Below are 19,285 nucleotides of genomic sequence, written 5' to 3' on the forward strand. Positions count from 1 at the left end.
TGTGCACTACCTGGCGGAGGACGATCAGGCCGGGCGAGCGCTCGCGCATCGGAGTGCAACGTTACTTTGCACCCCGATGCGCAGGTCATTGACGATCCCACTGATGAGCTCCGGTAAAAACTGCGTTGCCCGGCGGCGCCTTTATCCCCCCTTCGCGCGCTTCTATGGTCGACCTCACGCAGGGCACCGCCAGGACTTGTAGTGCCCGACTCGGATGAATGACGCAAGCTATGGAGTATCGGAAAATGGAAACAAAGACGCGGACCGTCGTAATCACCGGCGCATCGAGCGGCATCGGTTTTGCACTGGCGCGGGCCTATCTGCAGCGGGGTTACAACGTCGTCGGAAACGCCAGGCGACCGGAGCGCTTGCAGGCTGCCGAACAGACGCTGCGCAGCGTCGGCAATTTCGTGACCGTCGATGGCGACATTGGTCTCGAGGAAACGTCGCGCAGGCTCTTCGAGCGCGCGATCGCGTGTTTCGGCCAGGTCGACATTCTCGTCAACAACGCGGGGATCTTCATCGCGAAGCCGGTCGCGGAATACACGTCCGGCGACATCGACCGTCTGATCGACACCAATCTCCGAGGATTCCTCTACCCAACCCGGGCCGCGGTCGCTCACATGAGCGGAAATGGCGGCGGCCACATCATCAACATCACTGCGGCGCTCGGTATGCAGCCGACGGTGAAGGTGCCTGCCGTTCTCCCGGTGCTGACCAAAGGTGGCCTCAATCAGGCAACCCGCGCCCTCGCGGTCGAGCTGGCCCGGTACGGCATCAAGGTCAACGCCGTCGCGCCTGGCGTGATCGACACCCCCTTGCACAGCCCGGAGAAGCACGCCTTCCTCGCCACCCTGAACCCCTCGGGGCGCGTGGGCCAAACCCAGGACATCGTCGACGCGGTCCTCTATCTCACCGATTCCGATTTCACGACTGGTGCCGTCCTTCCCGTCGATGGAGGTGCGGCGGCCGGATGCTCGTGACGAGCCGGCCGATCGGAGGTGGTGCGGGAATATTCAAGCCGACGTCGGATAGTTTGTCCGCCCGGCGAACCACGAAACGGAAAGGACGACATTTCGCGCTAATTGGAGACGCGCGGTTCGCACTATTGCGTGGAAAAAAATCGACACAAAGGAAATCGTCCGAGATGGATTACTTTTCCGGGAATACGTCGAGATCCACAACGACACTTGACGTTATCTCCCCACGAGATAGCCGTATCTGAAATTTTCGTTTGATGTCCGGTTTGAATGGTGAGACGGTAAATGAAACGGCGGAAAGGCGCCGCTCAAGAAGCGCAAAATATTTCCCCCGGAAAATCCAAACCCGGCCTGGAGCAATTGCAAGGAGACAACGGCAAATGAATGACCCAACAATCGTTCAGCGCATCGGAAAATTCGCACATGGTGCAAGCGCAGAACATCTGTCAGCCAATTCAAGGCGACTTTTTAAACGCAATATTCTCGACAGTCTTGGATGCGCCATCGCCGCGCTGCCGGGCAAACCGTTCGGCCAGTTGCGCAGTCAGTTCGAAGAGTATCGCGGCACCGGCGCCGGTTCGTGCTCGCTGATCGGTGGCGGCAAGACCTCGCCCGATCAGGCGGCCCTGTATAACTGCGGCCTCGTGCGATACGTAGACCTCCTCGACAGCTACATGTCGCCCGGTGGTCTGTGCCATCCGAGCGACAATTTCGGGACGATTCTCGCCGCGGCCGAGCATGTAGGCGCCAGCGGCGAAGACTTCCTGCTCGCACTCGCCGTGGCATACGAGATCCAGTCGCGCATCACCGCAGTGGTGCCGGTCATGGCCCTGGGTTTCAACCATGCAATCCAGCTGGCCGCGTCCGCGGCGGCGGGGGCGGGCAAGCTCTTCGGCCTGTCCGCCGAACAGATCGCGCACGCGGTGGCGATTGCAACGGTCGACAATGTATCGTTGAGCTGCGTCCATTCGGAACCGGTGTCGCAATGGAAGGGCTTTTCGCCGGGCATCACCGGTATGCGCGCCATCTATTCCGCGTCGCTCGCCAAACGGGGCTTCACCGGGCCGCTCCGGCTCTTTGAAGGACCGAACGGCCTCGAGCGCATGTTCGCGCAGCCCATCGAGGTGGACTGGGAAGATCCGGGCCTCGCGATCATCCAGCAGACCGTCATGAAGAAGTATTGCTCGCTGATTCACGGTCAGCCGGTACTCGAAGCGACGCTGGACTTGAAGCGCATCAACGGCATTGATGGTGCTGACGTCGAATCGGTCGTCTGCGACATCTTTCAGACGGGATATGACATTGCGGGCGGCGGCGGGTTTGGCTCGAAGGACTCGCCGCGTACCAAAGAGCAGGCGGACTACAACCTCAAGTACCTGATCGCCGCCGCCCTGCTGGACGACGTGGTGGGTCCGGCACAGCTTGAGCCGGAGCGTATCTGTGCCGACGACGCCCAGGCGCTGCTTGCACGCGTGACAGTGCGCCCCGACGAGTCCTTCAGTGCTCAGTACCCCCACGCACTCAATACGCGGATCACCATTCAGTGCAAGGACGGACGGGTGGTGTCGAAGGAGCACGTCGGCTTCGAGGGCGGTCTCGAGAAACCGCTGACGTGGGAGCGGACCGTCGAAAAATTCCATTGGCTCAGTGAGCAATATGCCGAGAGGGCACTTCGCGACGAGATCATTCAATGGGTCTTGCATCTCGAAGACCGTCCGGTCGGCACATTGATGGAGCTGTTGGCGCGCGTGAGTCCCACGCAACGGTTCCCGGCCGATCACCCCGGGATTCAGTGAAACCAGAGTAGGTTAGGAGACGAATATGGCCCTTATCTCAATTGACATGCGTTTCGGCCGAACCGATGAGCAGAAGCGGAAACTTGCCGCCGGTTTGTTGGAAATCATCGGTGCCGCGACGGGTGAGACGCGAAACGACATCTTCCTGGTGTTCCGGGAAGGGCGCGGTATCAATTTCGTCGAGCACGGCGAGCACCTCCCGGAATATGTCGAAGGCGCGGCGAACGACACGGATCTCATCAGCCGCCTCAAATGATCAGCACCATCGGAAAACGGACCAAAGGAGCATAGCCATGCCATTCATCGAATGCCATATCAAACAAGGTCTGACGCGAGAGCGTCGGGAAGAGCTGATGCGGGACATCGTTCAGGTGACCCACGATTCGATCGGCTCCGACCCGAAGATCATCAACGTCATCATCCACGAGCATCCCGCCGAGAACATCAGCATTTCCAGTCGAATCAACGGCGAAGAGTACAAGAAGAAATAGCATTCGAATGAACGCCCCGCGCAGAGCATCGCGCAACCGGGGGCGTTATTCGTAAATAGAAGCTGACATCTGTGCAATGCCCATTTGGTGGAACGGCGTCGCTTCGATGCCGTGCCATGAAAACTTATGTCCCATCGGGAGGTGGAGCGATGAGCGTATTTGGTGGCTTGGAGACACAACGAACGAACTCTGGTGAGAGGACGGGTCTGGCCTTGACGCTGATGGTGGTCGAGGTCGTGATGTTTTTTGGGTTCATCGCGCTGGGCGCGTTCGATCCCAAGAAGCTGGCCGCGCCTTTGGTCGCTGATGGCGTTATTACCATCGCCTTTCTCTACGGCTTCGTCATTCTGGTCGTGAGCGTCCTTCTGACCGGATTGTATGTCGCGGTTGAAAACAGTGGAGACGGATCGTGACAGAAGGCGCGCCTGACGGCCAATTTTCCCTTGATATCCGGATGCGAAAGATGAACATCAAAATTCGATGCAGGACCGCTGCGACCGCGGCGCTATGGGCCATCTCGAGTGGCGGATGCCTTGCAGCGACAAACGGTACCCCGGACAGTGCTTCGGGAACGAATTCAATCGCGATCATGTTTTTCGCGGTATTCGTCGCCGCCACCTTATTCATTACCTATTGGGCTGCGAAGCGCACAAAATCGGCCGACGATTATTACGCGGCCGGCGGTGAAATCACGGGACTGCAGAACGGTCTCGCAATCGCCGGTGATTTCATGTCGGCGGGCGCATTTCTCGGTCTCACGGCGCTGGTCTACAATCGGGGCTTCGATGGCATTGTTTACGCGGTCGGCTATGCGACGGGGATGCCTATCGTCGTGTTCCTGTTGGCGTCGCGATTGCGCAAGCTCGGCAGATATACGTTTGCAGACGTGGTGTCGACACGCCTCAACGAACGGCCGGTGCGTGTGTTTTCTGCCTGCGCCTCGCTGTGTATCGTGTCGCTGTACCTGATTGCTCAGATGGTCGGTGCCGGGCAACTCATCCAGCTGCTGTTTGGGCTCGATTACATCTATGCGGAATTCCTGGTCGGTTCTCTCATGATGGTTTACGTCATTTTTGGCGGCATGGTGGCGACGACCTGGGTCCAGATCGTCAAGGCGGTGCTCCTCCTGGCGGGCGGCCTCGTTGTGGCGGGGCTGGTCATGCAGGGATTCGGTTTCGATTTCAGCGCGATGTTGCGAACCGCGGTGGATGTCCATCACGAGCACAATGCCATCCTCAGCCCGCGGTTCCTGGCAGACAACCCGGTATCGGCGTTTTCGCTGGGGCTGGCGCTGATGTTCGGCACGTCCGGCCTGCCGCACATTCTCATGCGGTTCTTCACGGTGAGGGATGCGCGCGCCGCCAGATCCTCGGTGTTCTGGGCCAGCGTATTCATGAACATCTTTTTCGCGCTGGTCTTCGTCATCGGGTTTGGCGCCATCGCGCTGGTCGCCTCGAATCCCGCCTTTCTCGATGCGGCGGGCAAGCCCCTCGGCGGCGGGAACATGGTCGCCATTCACCTGGCCCGAGCGGTCGGCGGGAATGCATTGCTCGGCTTCGTCTCGGCGGTTGCCTTCGCCACGATTCTCGCCGTCGTGTCAGGGCTGACACTTGCGGGGTCGTCCGCGGTGTCGCACGACATCTATGCCTGTGTGTTTCGCAAGGGGCAGACGGACGAACGCGCGGAACTTCGAGTGTCGCGCGTGTGTACGCTCGTGCTCGGCGTCGTCTCGGTCGTGCTCGGCATCGCGTTTCAATCGCAGAATGTGGCCTACATGATCGGGCTCACCTTCTCGGTCGCGTGCAGCTCAACGTTTCCGGTGTTGCTGCTCACGCTCTACTGGCGCGGATTGACCACGCGTGGTGCGGTCATCGGTGGCTCGGTTGGCCTGGTCTCGGCGGTGCTGCTTACGATCGCCGGGCCGGCCGTCTGGGTGCACGTGCTGGGCCATGGGGAGCCGCTTTTCGCGATCGACCCGCCGACGATCGTCTCGATGCCCCTGGCGTTCGTCGCGTGCTGGCTGGTATCGCTGCTCGATCGCAGCTCGCAGGCCGATATCGATCGTGCCTGGCACGGCGGCAAGGTGAGCGAGATGGGCGCCACGAGCATGATCGGGAATTAAAGCCCCGAGCCGGTGCCCTGTCTTTCGACGCATCGCCCGCCGATACTGGCGGGCGATCTGACACAGTGAAGCGCTGGTGGTTTCTTGTCCGACACCCGAAAAGATCCACCGGCCGTTTCGACGGAACTTGATTGCCATTCTCTGGAGGTACAAAGCATGGACGTCGCCGATCTCAGGGTATTCGAAGCCGTAGCGCGCCACGGCAGCATGAACCGCGCCGCGCTCGAGCTGCACACGGTCCAGTCCAACGTGACCGTGCGCATCCGTTCGCTCGAGCGTCAGATCGGCATGCCGCTGTTTCGACGCCACGCGCGTGGCGTGAGCTTGACCCCGGCCGGCCAGCGCATGCTGCCTTATGCGATGCGCATTGCGAAACTCGTGGCCGATGCAAAAACGGCGGCGCTCGATGAGGGGGCGCCGAGTGGCCCCCTGAGCCTCGGCACCTTGGAGACGACGGCTGCATTGCGTTTGTCGCCGATACTGAGCGGCTTCGCGCGCAGATATCCGCAGGTGAAGTTGTCGCTGACGACCGGAACGACGTGCAGTCTCACGGCAGACGTGACCGATTGCCGTCTTGACGGCGCCTTCGTGGCCGGTCCGATTGATCATCCGGACCTGCGCTGCGAAACCATTTCCCGCGAAGAACTGGTCCTGGTCACGCCCCGAACGATGCGGTCGATGAAGGCCCTTTCGTCGATGGCAGGCCTCCAGACGATCGTCTTTCGCCTCGGCTGCTCCTACCGCCAGCGTCTTGAGGCGCTGCTGGCAGAAATGGGCATCATGACCACGAGCCCCCTGGAATTCGGCTCTACCGACGCCATTCTCGCCTGTGTTGCCGCGGGTGTCGGCATTACCCTGCTGCCGAGGGCCATCGTTTCCGGCACGCGCGAGAAGGACGCGATCGCCATTCATAGCCTTCCGCCCGAAAGGGCCCAGGTCGAGACGCTCTTCATCCGCAGGCACGACGGCTATCTATCCAGCGCGATGCACGCATTCATCGATTCGGCGCGTTCCGAGTTCGGGCCGGTGATGGCTGCCGCCTGAGGCTGTCGGGCGAGCAAGCAGCGTTCGTCCGCAGACCGTTCGATCGCGCTAGCTCAGGCCGTCACCAGAGCCGACATGCGCCGTACGGCTTGGCATGCCGGCGGGGTCGTGGAGACTGTCGTCCGTGACGCTTCAGCCCTGAAGAACTCGGTGCAACAGTCGATGAAGGTTCGGAAGCGCGCCGGCAGCAACTCCCGATGTGAATAGAAGAGACATATTTCCGCATCGGCGTCTGGGGTGAAGCAGGTGGGTAGAACGGGCACGAGATGGCCCCTGGCGATGTCTTCCCGAATCATCAGTTCGGGCAGCAGGGCGATGCCGGCTCCCGCAAGCGCCGCGGTGTGCACCATGGCCTCATTGCCGTACAGCGACGAGCGCGCGCGCACGCTCACGAGCCCCCCGGCCTCGAGCAGGTCGATGCAGTCACTGTCGCGCCGCCGGATCTTCGGATTCAGGAGAAGGAAGTGTTCGGCGAGATCCGCCGCCGTCTTCGGCATGTCGTGCCGACTCAGGTAGCCGGCCGTGGTGACCCAGATGCGTCTCGATTGCGACAGCGTCCGACGAATTACGACGGACTGCTCGACGAGGTTTGGCGGCAGAATCGCAATATCGCATTGACCGTCATAAAGGCTCACGACACCGTCGTGAACGGAAATCACCAGATCGACCCTCGGCGCCACCGAACGATATTGGCCGATGAAACGTGCAAAGGTCTCGTTGATCAAGGTGGGATGGATGGCCAGGCGAAGCCTTCCACCATCGACTTCGTGCTCCTGGGTGATGCGTCGGTTCGCCTCGTCGAGCTCTTCGAGCAGCTTGGAACAGCTCAGGAAATACGTTTGGGCGGCTTCGGTCAGATTCACCGAGCGTGTCGTGCGATGAAGCAGCCTCGTCTGGACGCTGTTTTCCAGCTTCGCGACAGCCTTGGAAACGGAACCCGTGGTTACTCCGAGCGACACGGCTGCCTTGCTGAAGCTTCGATGCCGAGCCGCCGCGACAAATGCCCTCAACATGTGGAGTTGGTCCATCGTGCACCTCGCTGGAAAGAACAGACTTGCGATCGTGCGAACGTTGAATTGAATCCATCGCCAATGACAATTGATGTTCAGAGTTCATTGGTTAACGCGGTTATCGACCATCTGATCGCATAAGGAAAGCTTAGCGAATTTATGGGCCAGGCGAGGCGAATTATCGTGATGAGGGTATCGATCCGAGTGATTGATCGCATTTACCTTACGTCGGGTTCTTATTTAATTCTGCTGACGCTCCATGTGCACGGATATGTGAAATTATCGTGGTGACGGAAAATATAACGTTGATCTTATTGTGCTGATCAATATTCTTTCCGTCGAAGAGCGCATGTCGTCATGTAGGATAAAACCATCCAAAATCAATTCACGGAGCGGTTATGCCACTGACTCAACGACAGCAGCAGGTCAAGGACGAATTCATTCGAATCAGAAAGACCTGGGCCCCCCAGTGGGAAAGCATCTTGCGGCTCGATTGCGAGTTTCTGCACGCATACCTTCATCTGTCGGCTGTACCGCTCCAGAGGAATCACTTGGAGGACAAGGTGAAGGAGTTCATCTATATCGCGATTAACGCCTCTTCGACGCATCTGTTCGCGCCCGGGATACAGATGCATCTTCAGGCGGCATTGGACATGGGCGCTACCCGTGAGGAGCTCATGGACGTCCTCGAACTGACGAGCACTGTCGGGATTCATGCCTCGAACGTCGCATTTCCCATTCTCCGCGAGGTCTTGAATGAACACGGGGCAGCCATCGAACGTCGCGCCGATGACGGTCGATATGCCGCTCTAAGACAGCGATTTGTTGACGACCAAGGCAACTGGGACAGCACCTGGGAAGCGCTGCTCGACACGGACCCCGATCTGTTCGAACGGTACCTCGAATTCTCTGCCGTCCCGTGGCGATCGAATCATCTGTCACCCAAGGTCAAAGAATTGATTCTCTGTGCCGTCGACACTGCGGCCACGCATCTCTATACGCCTGGAATCAGGACGCACATGCGGAATGCGATTCGTCACGGTGCAACCGCAGGGGAAATCATCGAAGTCATTGAAATTGTCAGCGTGATCGGCATTCATGGTGCGCTGATCGGGACACCGATGCTTGAGGAGCGCGCGGGCGCGCGGGAAGAATAGGGCGAGCGTCGTGTTCGCTCGCAAGCTCGGGTCGATCACGGGCGCGCGACACTTTCCCCGCAACCGCGCGACAGCCGCGTCTTTCCGGCACGGCTCGAACAGCCCCTCATTCCGTTAGACGGCAGCGATTGGCGGACTGGACGCGTGATCGTCGATCGAGGCCGTTACCGTGTCGACGCCGACGTCCCCGGCGTCGAGATCATCCGCTCGGGCACGGACGACATGCAGCGCGGTGAAATCGCGCCTGCTGGCGGGGCGACAAGCGTCCCGTCCGGGTGGCGCGGGGGCACGGGGATCAACTCTCACCTCGCCGGACGCCCCGTAGCAGTGTCTCTGCGACAAGGACCAGGCCGGTGACGATCGCGCAGCCGACGACCGCGAGCGGATTGACGCCGCACAGCACCGCGCCGCCGCTTGCCATGGCGGGTGGATGCCGCAGGCGGGTGAACTGTAGCGACAGCAGGAGCACGCAGCCGACAGGGAATGCGGCGGACAGCGCGCCCTGCCCGAAGGCGAGTGTGCGGGTGTCGAGCAGGCCGAGCGCGGCTGCGCTCGCTGCGCTGATCATGTGCGAGGCGAGCTGGGCCGCAACGCGCGTCGCGTCGGCCCTCCCGCGCACGTCAGCGCTCATGGCCGTGATCAGCAGCGGAAACACGGCGGCTTGGGCGCCAAGGGTACCCGCTACCGGCGCGCAAGCCGCGCAGACGAGCAAAGTGCGCAAAAATGAAGATTGCATGGCGGCGTCGATCGGACGGGCCATTCACGAACGGCCTTCCTCCCGGGCATCACGATGCTTCGCGTGAAGGATGCCATCTCGCGCCGAAGGGTCCGTGGTGCAACGTTCCACGCGACTGACGTCCGCCTGGATGGGTAAGCCGCGGGCGAGTTCGGCGACGCGTTCGGCTGCCGGAACGATGTCGAGGACTTTTCCGGAGCCCTGGCCGGCGTACAGCGACAGCTTCTGGGCCATTTTCGGCTTGTCGATCGTGCGTGCGCCTCCGCCCACAAAGCGCAGTACATTCCACTTGTCGTGATTGGGAATCACCCGGTGGGGAGTCCCGTACGGCCATCCGAAGGAGTAGCCGGTTCGATACTCGGTATCGTCGGTCGTTGCTTCGACGATCTTCTGCTTGTAGAGCGGGTGCGCATTCGATTCGTCGCACGCCACGAAAGCGGTGCCGACCAGCACACCCGAGGCGCCCAGTTCCATTGCCACCGCCACATCGGCTCGATTCGTGATGCCACCCGCAGCCAGGACGGGGCGCCCCTGCGCGATGTCGAGAATCGATGGTAGCAAGGACATGAGCCCGATCGTGCCCGGATTGAGGTGGCCGCCGCATTCGCTGCCTTGTGCCACGATGATGTCCGCACCGTGAGACAGAGCCTCCTTGGCGAGCTTGGTCGTACCGACCTGCACCATGACCACCAGGCCCGCGTGTTTCGCTCGCGGAATCATGTCGGCGGCGTAATCCTCAGCGTAAAACAGCGACAGCAGCCGGGGCCTTTCCTCCAGGATGACCTGGAATTGTGCTTCGAAGACATCCGGACCGCCGAATTTTGGCACCACGTTCACGCCGAACGGTTTGTCCGTCAGGCGCTTGGTTTCCTGAATCCACTTGCGCAAGGCCAGTGGAGGAAGACGCAGTCCGCCGACGATGCCCATGCCGCCTGCATTGGTTGCGGCGGCGACAAGCTCGGGGCCGGAGATCGCAGCCATCCCCGCGGCAAAGATCGGGTATTCGATGCCGCAGAGCCGCGTGACGACGTTGCCGGGGTAGTTCACGTTCACGAGTTTCATGATTTAAAGCTCCACATGTTTTCCGAACATCCGCTTCAGCACATCGTTCTTGAGCACGAAGTGGCTCTTGAGTGCTCCGAAGATATGGAGCCCAAGCCCCGCGAGAAATGCCGTCGCACCGATGTTGAAAAGGATACCGACGACGTCCTTCACGGGCTGGCTGGGTCCGATGAGGGCAGGAATCGAGAACCCGCCAGGCAGCTCGATGGCTACGCCGGCTGCCGATCGATAGAGCCATACGGCAATCGGCAGCAGCACCATGGCCAGGGCCATGGCCACCGCCACCGAGCGGCTGACGATGACCTCGATGGGGTGGGGTGTCCCGACCGGCAGCGGTTGGTAGGACGTGACGCGTGCCCAGAGGCGGTAGATCGAGACGAGGAACAAGAGGGTGCCGAGCAGGTTCTGCAGTTGCTCGAGATCCACTCGTCGCGCCTCGTCCCCAATCTGGGGAATGGCGATGCCCAATCCGATGATCGACAACAGCAGCGCTGCCACGATCCAGTGCATCACGAGCGTAATGGGCGAGTAACCCAGGCCGTTGTCTCGTAGTTGCATGTGTTTCTCCTCGAGTATTGTTTCAGGAACCGGATGGGCGGTGACCGAAGGAGCCCGCGGACATGAAATCCGTACGCGCCCGGGGCACCGCCCGATAAGCGGCTAGTGGCGGACTGCCCCGGCAGCGCCCAGCCCTGTCTGGGCGGCGACGAACTGGTCGTCGAACGCTTCGCGCTCGCGTCCGGCCCGGGAACTGCGGTCGGTAATCGATCCGAGCCAGGTGAAGAGGAAGGCCACATTCACCGAGACGATCGCCGGGTAGTCGTACGGGAAGATTGCGTGGTCGTTGCCCAGTACCTTGACCCAGACGGCGGGCGAGAGGATGACCAGCGCGACCGAGCTGATGAGTCCCGCCGTGCCGCCAATCAGTGCTCCGCGGGTCGTCAAGCCTTTCCAGAACATGGAAAGTGCGAGGATCGGGAAATTCACCGAGGCAGCGATGCCGAAGGTCAGGCCGATCAGGAAGGCGATATTCTGGTCCTTGAACAGAATGCCCAGGATCACCGCCACCACGCCGATGCACACCGGCGCGATCCTCGAAACCCGCCTCTGCTCCGCTTCGGAAGCGCGGTTCTTCTTGATGACGCGGGTGTAGAGGTCGTGCGCGATGGCCGAGGTGCCCGCGATCGCGAGCCCGGATACCACCGCCAGAATCGTGGCGAAGGCCACCGCGGACAGGAAGCCGAGCATGAGATCCCCGCCGACTGCCTTGGCCAGGTGCATGACCGGCATGTTGTTGCCACCGATGAGCTTCCCGGCAAGATCGCCTCCTACGAAGAAGGCGGGATCGCGACCGACGATGACGATCGCGGCCATTCCCAGCACCACCACCAGCAGGAAAAAGAACCCGATGGCACCGGTCGCCACGAACACGGACTTTCGCGCTTCCTTCGCGTTGGCGACGGTAAAAAAGCGCATGAGAATGTGGGGCAGGCCGGCGGTCCCGAAGACCAGCGCAATCGAAAGCGAGATGATCGCGATCGGATCGGCGGTCAACTTGCCGGGCAACAGAATGGCGGCGCCGTCTTTGTGGGCGGCAACCGCTTGGTCGAACAGGGAATCGAGCGAGAAGCCGAACTTGCTTATCGCCAGGAAACCCAGCACCGTGCCGCCAAGAAGCAAGAGGCACGCCTTGGTGATCTGGACCCAGGTGGTCGCCACCATGCCGCCGAACGTGACGTAGATCACCATCAATACCCCGACGATGATCACCGCATAATTGTAGGGCAGGCCGAACAGCAGCTGGATCAGCTGGCCGGCCCCGACCATCTGGGTGATGAGGTAAAAGCAGACCACCGTGAGCGACGAAAATGCCATCAACGTCCGTATCGGGCCTTCGTCGAGCCGGTTCGCGACGATGTCGGAGATGGTGATGCGCCCCAGGTTTCTGATTCGCTCCGCGAACAGGAACAGCAGCACCGGCCAGGCCACGAAGAAGCTGATCGCGTAGATCATGCCGTCATAGCCCCTGAAGAAGATCATGCTGGTGAGCCCCAGCAGCGTCCCCGCGGACATGTAGTCACCGGCCAAGGCGATACCGTTCTGGAAGCCGGTGATGCCGCCGCCGGCGGTGTAGAAGTCGTTGACCGATTTCGTCCTTGAAGCCGACCAGTAGGTGATGGCCAGTGTCGCTCCCACGAACACCAAGAACAGAATGATCGCCGTCGTATTGATTGGTTGCCGTTCGACTGCCTGCAACGCACCCGGCGCCGCAAACGCAGTCATCGTCGGTCCCATCAGGGCCATGAGCATCAGTAGGTTGCGTGTCGATTTCATTTGCGCTCTCCGGCCAAGATCTTCACGGTGAGCTCGTCGAATTCGCCGTTTGCCCGTTGCGCATACACGCCCGTCAGCAGCCATGAACCGACGATCAAGGCAGCGCCGACCGGCCAGCCAACATTTATGACGCCACTGGAAACCTTCGCTGCGAGCAGCTGCGGTGCGAAAGCGGCAACGAAGATAAATGCGTAATACGGAATCAGGATCGCCGCTGTCAGCCAGGCGACGAATCTCCTCCGGCGCGTTACGAGTACATGAAATAGGGGATTGCTCCGAATCCCGGAAAGTGCGGTCGTCTCCATCTGCTTGTCTCCATCCTTTGACATTTTTTGTGGCATCACCTGCGAGTGCTCGTGACATCGAATTGGCCGCGATTTCTTCGCCATTGAACGATAGGCAGGACTTTGCATCAGCACAAATGATGCGTTGTGATGGTATCTATCTCAATTTGTGAATTTTCTTCGGAAGGCGGACGGAGACCGTATGACCCGCCCGTTGAGCGTCGGCAGCCCACGGGGCCAGCGGCCATCTCCGACCCGGGCAGGCGTGTTGCACCGTATGCGACCAGAACTCCAACCCGCGTGCTGCGTTCATGCGGGAATCAGAAAATCATTTTTTATGATTGGTGTTATCTTCAATGATCATTTTACGAAATGCGTTGAGTCTCGTACTGTTTTCGGACGCTGGGTAGCTCCGATGTCGGTCTCGTCGTGGGCGTCTGGCGTGACATTCGTTGAAAACCAACCGTTACCCCGCACCCGACAGACGAACGAGGCACCGATGGACCACAGACTTCCCCCGCTTCCCTACGCAAAGAATGCGCTGGCTCCCCACATGTCAGCGGAAACCTTCGACTACCACTACGACAAGCATCACCAGGCCTACGTCACGAATCTGAATGCCCAGATCAAGGACACGCCTTTCGAAAACCTGGCGCTCGAAGAAATCGTCAGGCAGGCGCCCGCTGGTGGCATCTACAACAATGCCGCGCAAGCCTGGAACCACACCTTCTTCTGGAATTGCATGGCGCCCGCCGGGGGTGCTGCGCCGACCGGACCGTTGGCCGACGCGATCAACGCCAAATGGGGAAGCCTCGAGGCCTTCAAGAACGCGTTCCGTGCTGCGGCCGTGAGCAACTTCGGATCGGGCTGGACCTGGCTGGTCAAGAAGGCCGACGGCACGGTGGATGTCGTCAACACCGGTGCGGCCGGCAATCCGCTGACCGGCGGCGATACGCCCTTGTTGTGTATCGACGTCTGGGAGCACGCCTATTACATCGACTATCGCAATGCCCGCCCGGCCTTCGTCGACGCCTTTCTCGACAAGCTCGTGAACTGGGCCTTTGCCCAGGCCAACTTTGCCTGAACCGCTGCCGAGCTCGGCAGACCGACACCATCATTTTTGCGACAAGCCGTTCAATTGGAGACAGCCGTCATGACCACCGAACCCGCAAACATCGACCACTACATTCACGGCCGCGTGAGGCCGGGAGCCTCGGGCCGCGCACAGCGCGTCACCAATCCGGCCACGGGCGTCGTCACCGGTCAGGTGGCGCTCGCCTCCGCGACCGAGGTCGATGCCGCCGTGCAGTCGGCCGCTGCCGCGTTCCCTGCCTGGTCCAATCTTTCGCCACTGCGTCGTGCGCGCGTCATGTTCAAGTTCCTCGAGCTGCTCAACCGGCATCGCGACGAACTTGCGCACCTGATCACCGCCGAGCACGGCAAGGTATTCACGGATGCGCAGGGTGAAGTGACGCGCGGCATCGAGGTCGTGGAATTCGCGTGTGGGATCCCGCAGCTGCTCAAGGGCGACTACACCGAGCAGGTCTCCACCGGTATCGACAACTGGACGATGCGTCAGCCGCTGGGTGTGGTGGCCGGCGTCACGCCGTTCAACTTTCCGGTGATGGTGCCCATGTGGATGTTCCCGGTGGCGATCGCCTGCGGTAACACCTTCGTGCTCAAACCCAGCCCGATCGATCCCAGCCCTTCGTTGCGCATCGCCGAACTGTTCAAAGAGGCGGGCCTGCCCGATGGCGTGTTCAATGTCGTGCAGGGCGACAAGGAGGCGGTCGACGCCTTGCTCGAACACCCGGATGTGACCGCCGTCAGCTTCGTCGGCTCGACGCCGATCGCCAACTACATCTACGAGACCGGCGCCCACCACGGCAAGCGCGTGCAGGCCCTGGGCGGAGCGAAGAACCACATGGTGGTGATGCCCGATGCCGACATCGAGCGCACCGTCGATGCGCTGATCGGCGCGGCCTACGGTTCGGCCGGTGAGCGCTGCATGGCGATCTCGGTGGCCGTGCTGGTGGGCGACGTTGCCGACACGCTCGTGCCGCGTCTGGTCGAGCGCACCCAGGCGCTGAAGGTGCTCGATGGCGAGAACCTCGATGCGGAGATGGGGCCGATCGTCACCCGCGCGGCCCACGAACGCATCACCGGCTACATCGAGCAGGGCGTTCAGGAAGGCGCGACCCTGCTGGTCGACGGGCGCGGTTTCGACGCCAACCAGGCCGGCCCGAATTGCGGCGATGGGTATTGGATGGGCGGCACGCTGTTCGACAACGTCACGCCCGAGATGCGTATCTACCAGGAAGAGATCTTCGGACCGGTGCTGGCCTGCGTGCGCGTGAACGACTTCGCCGAGGCGGTGGATCTGGTCAATGCGCACGAGTTTGGCAACGGCACTGCCTGCTACACCAGTGACGGCAACGTGGCACGCGAATTCGCGCGACGCATCCAGGTCGGCATGGTCGGCATCAATGTGCCGATTCCGGTGCCCATGGCCTGGCACGGCTTCGGCGGCTGGAAGCGCTCGCTGTTCGGCGACATGCATGCCTACGGCGAAGAAGGCGTGCGTTTCTACACCAAGCAGAAGTCGATCATGCAGCGCTGGCCCCAGAGCATCTCCAAGGGCGCCGAATTCGCCATGCCCACTTCGCAGTAAGCGTTACCGCGCAGCTCGCCGACGCGATCTCGCAGAGTCGACCACCCGGCTTACGGGCGGCGACTCTGCGACCCGGGCGCCGGGTCAATTGCATACAGGCAACAGAGAGGACACCCCATGAAAGCAATTCAAGAAGCCATCACCGGCAAGGAAGACGCTGGAGAGTCGTCGTCGCCATTTCAGGCGCTCGTCCAGTTCTACTGTGCATTCAATTCCGGTGACCTGGCGATGATGTCGGAGAACTGGGCCCAGACCGACGACATCGCTATGGACAATCCGCTGGGCGGCATCAAGCGCGGCTGGGCCGAAATTCAGCCCGTATATGACCGCCTGTTCAACGGACCGGCGGAAGTCTACGTGGAATATTTCGACTACACCCTCCACGAGACGGCCGACATGTTCTATGCCGTCGGAAGGGAGCGCGGTTTTTTCCGCCTCGGAGGCGAAGACGTGACACTCGCAATTCGTACGAGCCGGATTTTCCAAAAAATCGATGGCCGCTGGAAACAGGTTCATCACCACGGCTCGATCGATGACCCACAGTTATTGAGCCGCTATCAATCTGCTGTGCTCGGCACGAGGTCATGAATGTTCCGCACACCCGCACTGACAAGGAAAGCCCGATGCTGACCGAGCGCCAACGCGACATCATCAAGGCAACCGTCCCGCTGCTCGAAACCGGCGGAGAGACGCTCACCACCCACTTCTACACGGTGATGCTCAACGAGTATCCGCAGGTCCGGCCGATGTTCAATCAGGCGCACCAGGCCAGCGGCACACAGCAGCGGGCACTGGCCAACGGCGTGCTGATGTACGCCCGCAACATCGACCGGCTCGAAGCTCTCGGCCCGTTGGCGGCGCAGATCGTCAACAAGCACGTGGCGCTGCAGGTGCAGCCGGAGCACTACCCCATCGTCGGCACCTGCCTGATACGCGCCATCGATGAGGTGCTTGGCCCGGAACTGGCCACGGACGAAGTGATCGACGCCTGGGGCGCCGCCTACCAACAGCTCGCGGACATCCTGATCGGTGCCGAGGACGCGGTGTACGACAGCCTTGCCTCTGCTCCCGGCGGCTGGCGCGGCAGCCGGGAATTTCGCGTCGTCCGCAAAGTGCCCGAGAGCGCCGAGATCACGTCCTTCTACCTGGAGCCGGTCGACGGCGGGCCCGTGCTCACATACGAGCCCGGCCAGTACATCGGCCTTCGACTCGTCATCGACGGTGACGAAATCCGCCGCAACTACTCGCTGTCCTCGGCTCCCAACGGCCGCGGCTACCGCATCAGTGTCAAGCGAGAGCCCGCCGGTGTGGCCTCCGGTCATTTGCACGATCACATACATGAGGGCAGTACGCTCGAACTTTTCCCGCCAGCAGGCGAATTCACGCTTGGCGATGGCGACGGACCACTGGTCTTCATCAGCGGCGGTGTCGGCATCACGCCTACGCTGGCGATGGCCGAGGCCGCACTGAACGACGGCGACCGGAGCATCGTCTTCATCCACTACGCTCGTGACGCACAGGCGCATGCCTTCGGCGACGTCATCGACGCGTGGGCCGCCCGCTATTCGCGGTTCCGCCGGTTCGTCGTCTACGAACATGATCAGGAGGGCGCGTCGCGTCAGCCGGATGCGGTCGGCCGCCCCACGTTCGAGCAGTTGAAGCAGTGGCTTCCCGCCGATGGCGATTTCGACGCCTACTTCCTCGGACCCAAACCCTTCATGGCCGCCATCAAACGGTACTTGAACGAGCTGGGGCTGCCCGCCGAAAGAGGGCGTTACGAATTCTTCGGTCCAGCGGAAGCGCTGAATTGAACGACAAATGCCGAGCAACCAGACGCGGTGGACGACCGATGACTCCGTGATCGACGATGCGGCGTGGGTGAAACGTCGTGACGTTGACGCTCATGATGCGGGCATGAGGGTGCGGGTCGGTCAGAGCGTCGCGACCGAAGGCGCACCGATGGCTGCGGCCAACAATGATTGACGGCGGTAGCGCCGTCGCAGGCCGCTTTTCGAAAAAATCTGAATTGGTTATCCAATGTGGCGCTAAGGAGAATCTCAATGCCATTACTCAAGTTCGATATTATCCAGGGGCGTAGCGACGCCCAGGTTCGCACCCTCCTGAATGCGGCCCATGAGGCGATGGTGCGGGCGTTTGAAGTCCCACCGAGCGATCGCTATCAATGCGTCACCCAACACCGTGCAGGTGAATTGGTGCTGGAGGACACCGGCCTGGGCTACCCCCGCTCGACCGATGTCGTCTTACTGACCGTGTTCTCACGGAAGCGCACTCAGGAGCAGAAGGTCGCGTTCTATCGCCTGCTGGCAGACAGGCTTCAAGCGGATTGCGGCCTGTCGCCGGACGACCTGATCGTCTCTGTAATCGAGAATGCCGATGCGGATTGGTCGTTCGGCCGTGGCCGCGCACAGTTCTTGACCGGAGAGCTCCGATAGGCCGGGCAGTGACCGTGCATCGCCCCGAGTATCGCGGCGGCTCCGCCGCTTGAGCCGGCGGGGCCTCCTGTCGCTTCGGCGACGCCCGAAGCGGTTCGGTGTGATGCCGGGAGAAGTCAATGGCGCGTTGTGGTGGCGCTGCAGGCAGGGCGCGTGCCGCTGTTCCAGCAGCGCCAGGCGGGTAGATGCGTTCCGGTCGTGGCGATCCGCACGTACGGGCGGACGCGGGGCTGACGCTCGTTGGGGGCGCAGCCGAAGAGGGCGGGAACGAGGGCGCCCCCGCCCCGGGGCCGAGCGGTTGAAGCGGTATTGTCTTCGCGACGTGACGCGAGAGCGTGCGTATCGAGCATCTGCTCGCAAGCCGCGCCCGAGTGCATTCCCAAGGAGAAAACCAAGTGAAGATCGTGCTTCCCGTCAAACGGGTCGTCGATTACAACGTGAAGGTACGTGTCAAGAGCGACGGCTCAGGTGTCGACATCGCGAACGTGAAGATGAGCATGAATCCGTTCGATGAAATCGCGGTGGAAGAGGCGGTGCGCCTCAAGGAAGCCGGCGTTGCCACCGAGGTGGTGGCCATCTCCTGCGGCGTCGCCCAGTGCCAGGAGACGCTGCGCACCGCCATGGCCATCGGCGCCGATCGCGGCATCCTGGTGCAGACCGACGAGGAGTTGCAGCCGCTGGCCGTGGCCAAGCTGCTCAAGGCCATCTGCGACAAGGAGTCGCCCGAGCTGGTGGTGCTCGGCAAGCAGGCCATCGACGACGACGCCAACCAGACCGGGCAGATGCTCGCCTCGCTGATGAACGTGGCCCAGGCCACCTTCGCCTCCAAGGTGGCGATCGCCGACGGCAAGGCCACGGTGACCCGCGAGATCGATGGCGGCCTGGAGACCCTTTCGATGTCGCTGCCGGCCATCGTGACCACCGATCTGCGCCTCAACGAGCCGCGCTACGCCACGTTGCCGAACATCATGAAGGCGAAGAAGAAGCCGCTCGAGACCGTCACGCCGGCTGACCTGGGTGTCGACGTCGCGCCGCGCCTGAAGACGCTCAAGGTCGAGGAGCCGCCCAAGCGCAGCGCCGGGGTGAAAGTGGCGGATGTGGCCGAACTGGTCGCCAAACTCAAGAACGAAGCCAAGGTGATCTGA

The 19,285-nt window shown here is 61.5% G+C and carries 20 protein-coding genes; 14 read left to right on the forward strand and 6 right to left on the reverse strand.

All coding sequences use genetic code 11. From position 1 onward, the window contains the following. The first annotated feature begins 245 nt into the window (after positions 1 to 245). The 7 genes from G3580_RS06635 (at position 246) to G3580_RS06665 (ending at position 6,433) form a co-directional block, all read left to right on the forward strand. Positions 246 to 983 (forward strand): SDR family NAD(P)-dependent oxidoreductase, encoded by a 738-nt coding sequence (locus G3580_RS06635; protein WP_173764515.1) that lies wholly within the window; start codon positions 246 to 248, stop codon positions 981 to 983. 377 nt (positions 984 to 1,360) lie between these two features. Beyond that, positions 1,361 to 2,776, forward strand: a complete 1,416-nt coding sequence (locus tag G3580_RS06640; RefSeq protein WP_173764516.1) for an MmgE/PrpD family protein — start codon at positions 1,361 to 1,363, stop codon at positions 2,774 to 2,776. 25 nt (positions 2,777 to 2,801) lie between these two features. Beyond that, entirely contained in the window at positions 2,802 to 3,032 is a 231-nt protein-coding gene (locus tag G3580_RS06645) for a tautomerase family protein (RefSeq protein ID WP_173764517.1), read from the forward strand. A 37-nt stretch (positions 3,033 to 3,069) separates the two neighbouring features. Then, positions 3,070 to 3,267 (forward strand): tautomerase family protein, encoded by a 198-nt coding sequence (locus G3580_RS06650; protein WP_173764518.1) that lies wholly within the window; start codon positions 3,070 to 3,072, stop codon positions 3,265 to 3,267. Between the two features lie 149 nt (positions 3,268 to 3,416). After that, on the forward strand, positions 3,417 to 3,680 hold the full coding sequence (locus tag G3580_RS06655; protein ID WP_173764519.1) for a DUF485 domain-containing protein: 264 nt from the start codon (positions 3,417 to 3,419) through the stop codon (positions 3,678 to 3,680). A 50-nt stretch (positions 3,681 to 3,730) separates the two neighbouring features. Next, positions 3,731 to 5,389 carry a cation/acetate symporter ActP gene (gene actP / locus G3580_RS06660; RefSeq protein ID WP_173764520.1) on the forward strand — a complete coding sequence of 553 codons (1,659 nt, stop codon included), beginning with the start codon at positions 3,731 to 3,733 and terminating at the stop codon, positions 5,387 to 5,389. 156 nt (positions 5,390 to 5,545) lie between these two features. Then, on the forward strand, positions 5,546 to 6,433 hold the full coding sequence (locus G3580_RS06665) for a LysR family transcriptional regulator (protein ID WP_173764521.1): 888 nt from the start codon (positions 5,546 to 5,548) through the stop codon (positions 6,431 to 6,433). 53 nt (positions 6,434 to 6,486) lie between these two features. Here G3580_RS06665 and G3580_RS06670 read toward each other — a convergent pair whose 3' ends face one another. Beyond that, positions 6,487 to 7,461 carry a LysR family transcriptional regulator gene (locus G3580_RS06670; protein ID WP_173764522.1) on the reverse strand — a complete coding sequence of 325 codons (975 nt, stop codon included), beginning with the start codon at positions 7,459 to 7,461 and terminating at the stop codon, positions 6,487 to 6,489. A 380-nt stretch (positions 7,462 to 7,841) separates the two neighbouring features. Between G3580_RS06670 and G3580_RS06675 the strand changes: the two genes are divergently transcribed. Beyond that, positions 7,842 to 8,600, forward strand: a complete 759-nt coding sequence (locus G3580_RS06675) for a carboxymuconolactone decarboxylase family protein (protein WP_173764523.1) — start codon at positions 7,842 to 7,844, stop codon at positions 8,598 to 8,600. A 295-nt stretch (positions 8,601 to 8,895) separates the two neighbouring features. On the opposite strand, the gene G3580_RS06680 is transcribed toward G3580_RS06675, so the two are convergent. The 5 genes from G3580_RS06680 to G3580_RS06700 all read right to left on the reverse strand — a co-directional run bounded on the left by G3580_RS06680 (position 8,896) and on the right by G3580_RS06700 (position 13,037). After that, positions 8,896 to 9,360, reverse strand: a complete 465-nt coding sequence (locus G3580_RS06680; protein WP_173764524.1) for a hypothetical protein — start codon at positions 9,358 to 9,360, stop codon at positions 8,896 to 8,898. Beyond that, a complete protein-coding gene (locus tag G3580_RS06685; protein WP_173764525.1) occupies positions 9,361 to 10,398 on the reverse strand; it encodes an NAD(P)H-dependent flavin oxidoreductase in 1,038 nt (345 codons plus the stop codon). Positions 10,399 to 10,401: 3 nt separating this feature from the next. Beyond that, the gene (locus G3580_RS06690; protein WP_173764526.1) at positions 10,402 to 10,956 is read right to left on the reverse strand and encodes a cytochrome b; all 555 of its coding nucleotides are present in this window, start codon (positions 10,954 to 10,956) and stop codon (positions 10,402 to 10,404) included. A gap of 102 nt (positions 10,957 to 11,058) precedes the next feature. Further along, complete coding sequence (locus G3580_RS06695) at positions 11,059 to 12,732, reverse strand: cation acetate symporter (protein WP_173764527.1); 1,674 nt, start codon at positions 12,730 to 12,732, stop codon at positions 11,059 to 11,061. Further along, positions 12,729 to 13,037, reverse strand: coding sequence for a DUF485 domain-containing protein (locus tag G3580_RS06700; RefSeq protein ID WP_173764528.1), 309 nt, complete (start codon positions 13,035 to 13,037; stop codon positions 12,729 to 12,731). The genes G3580_RS06695 and G3580_RS06700 overlap by 4 nt, the downstream gene beginning before the upstream one ends. Before the next feature lie 478 nt (positions 13,038 to 13,515). Here G3580_RS06700 and G3580_RS06705 point away from each other — a divergent pair, with 478 nt between their 5' ends. The 6 genes from G3580_RS06705 (at position 13,516) to G3580_RS06730 (ending at position 19,285) form a co-directional block, all read left to right on the forward strand. Beyond that, the gene (locus G3580_RS06705) at positions 13,516 to 14,100 is read left to right on the forward strand and encodes a superoxide dismutase (protein WP_173768648.1); all 585 of its coding nucleotides are present in this window, start codon (positions 13,516 to 13,518) and stop codon (positions 14,098 to 14,100) included. A 69-nt stretch (positions 14,101 to 14,169) separates the two neighbouring features. Next, on the forward strand, positions 14,170 to 15,687 hold the full coding sequence (locus G3580_RS06710) for a CoA-acylating methylmalonate-semialdehyde dehydrogenase (protein WP_173764529.1): 1,518 nt from the start codon (positions 14,170 to 14,172) through the stop codon (positions 15,685 to 15,687). 117 nt (positions 15,688 to 15,804) lie between these two features. Beyond that, entirely contained in the window at positions 15,805 to 16,275 is a 471-nt protein-coding gene (locus G3580_RS06715) for a YybH family protein (RefSeq protein ID WP_173764530.1), read from the forward strand. Beyond that, complete coding sequence (gene hmpA / locus G3580_RS06720) at positions 16,272 to 17,498, forward strand: NO-inducible flavohemoprotein (protein ID WP_228720791.1); 1,227 nt, start codon at positions 16,272 to 16,274, stop codon at positions 17,496 to 17,498. The genes G3580_RS06715 and hmpA overlap by 4 nt, the downstream gene beginning before the upstream one ends. A gap of 249 nt (positions 17,499 to 17,747) precedes the next feature. Beyond that, positions 17,748 to 18,140 (forward strand): tautomerase family protein, encoded by a 393-nt coding sequence (locus tag G3580_RS06725; RefSeq protein WP_173764531.1) that lies wholly within the window; start codon positions 17,748 to 17,750, stop codon positions 18,138 to 18,140. Between the two features lie 395 nt (positions 18,141 to 18,535). Then, positions 18,536 to 19,285 (forward strand): electron transfer flavoprotein subunit beta/FixA family protein, encoded by a 750-nt coding sequence (locus G3580_RS06730; RefSeq protein WP_173764532.1) that lies wholly within the window; start codon positions 18,536 to 18,538, stop codon positions 19,283 to 19,285.

The organism is Nitrogeniibacter mangrovi (assembly GCF_010983895.1).
GTDB classification, from domain to species: Bacteria; Pseudomonadota; Gammaproteobacteria; order Burkholderiales; family Rhodocyclaceae; genus Nitrogeniibacter; species Nitrogeniibacter mangrovi.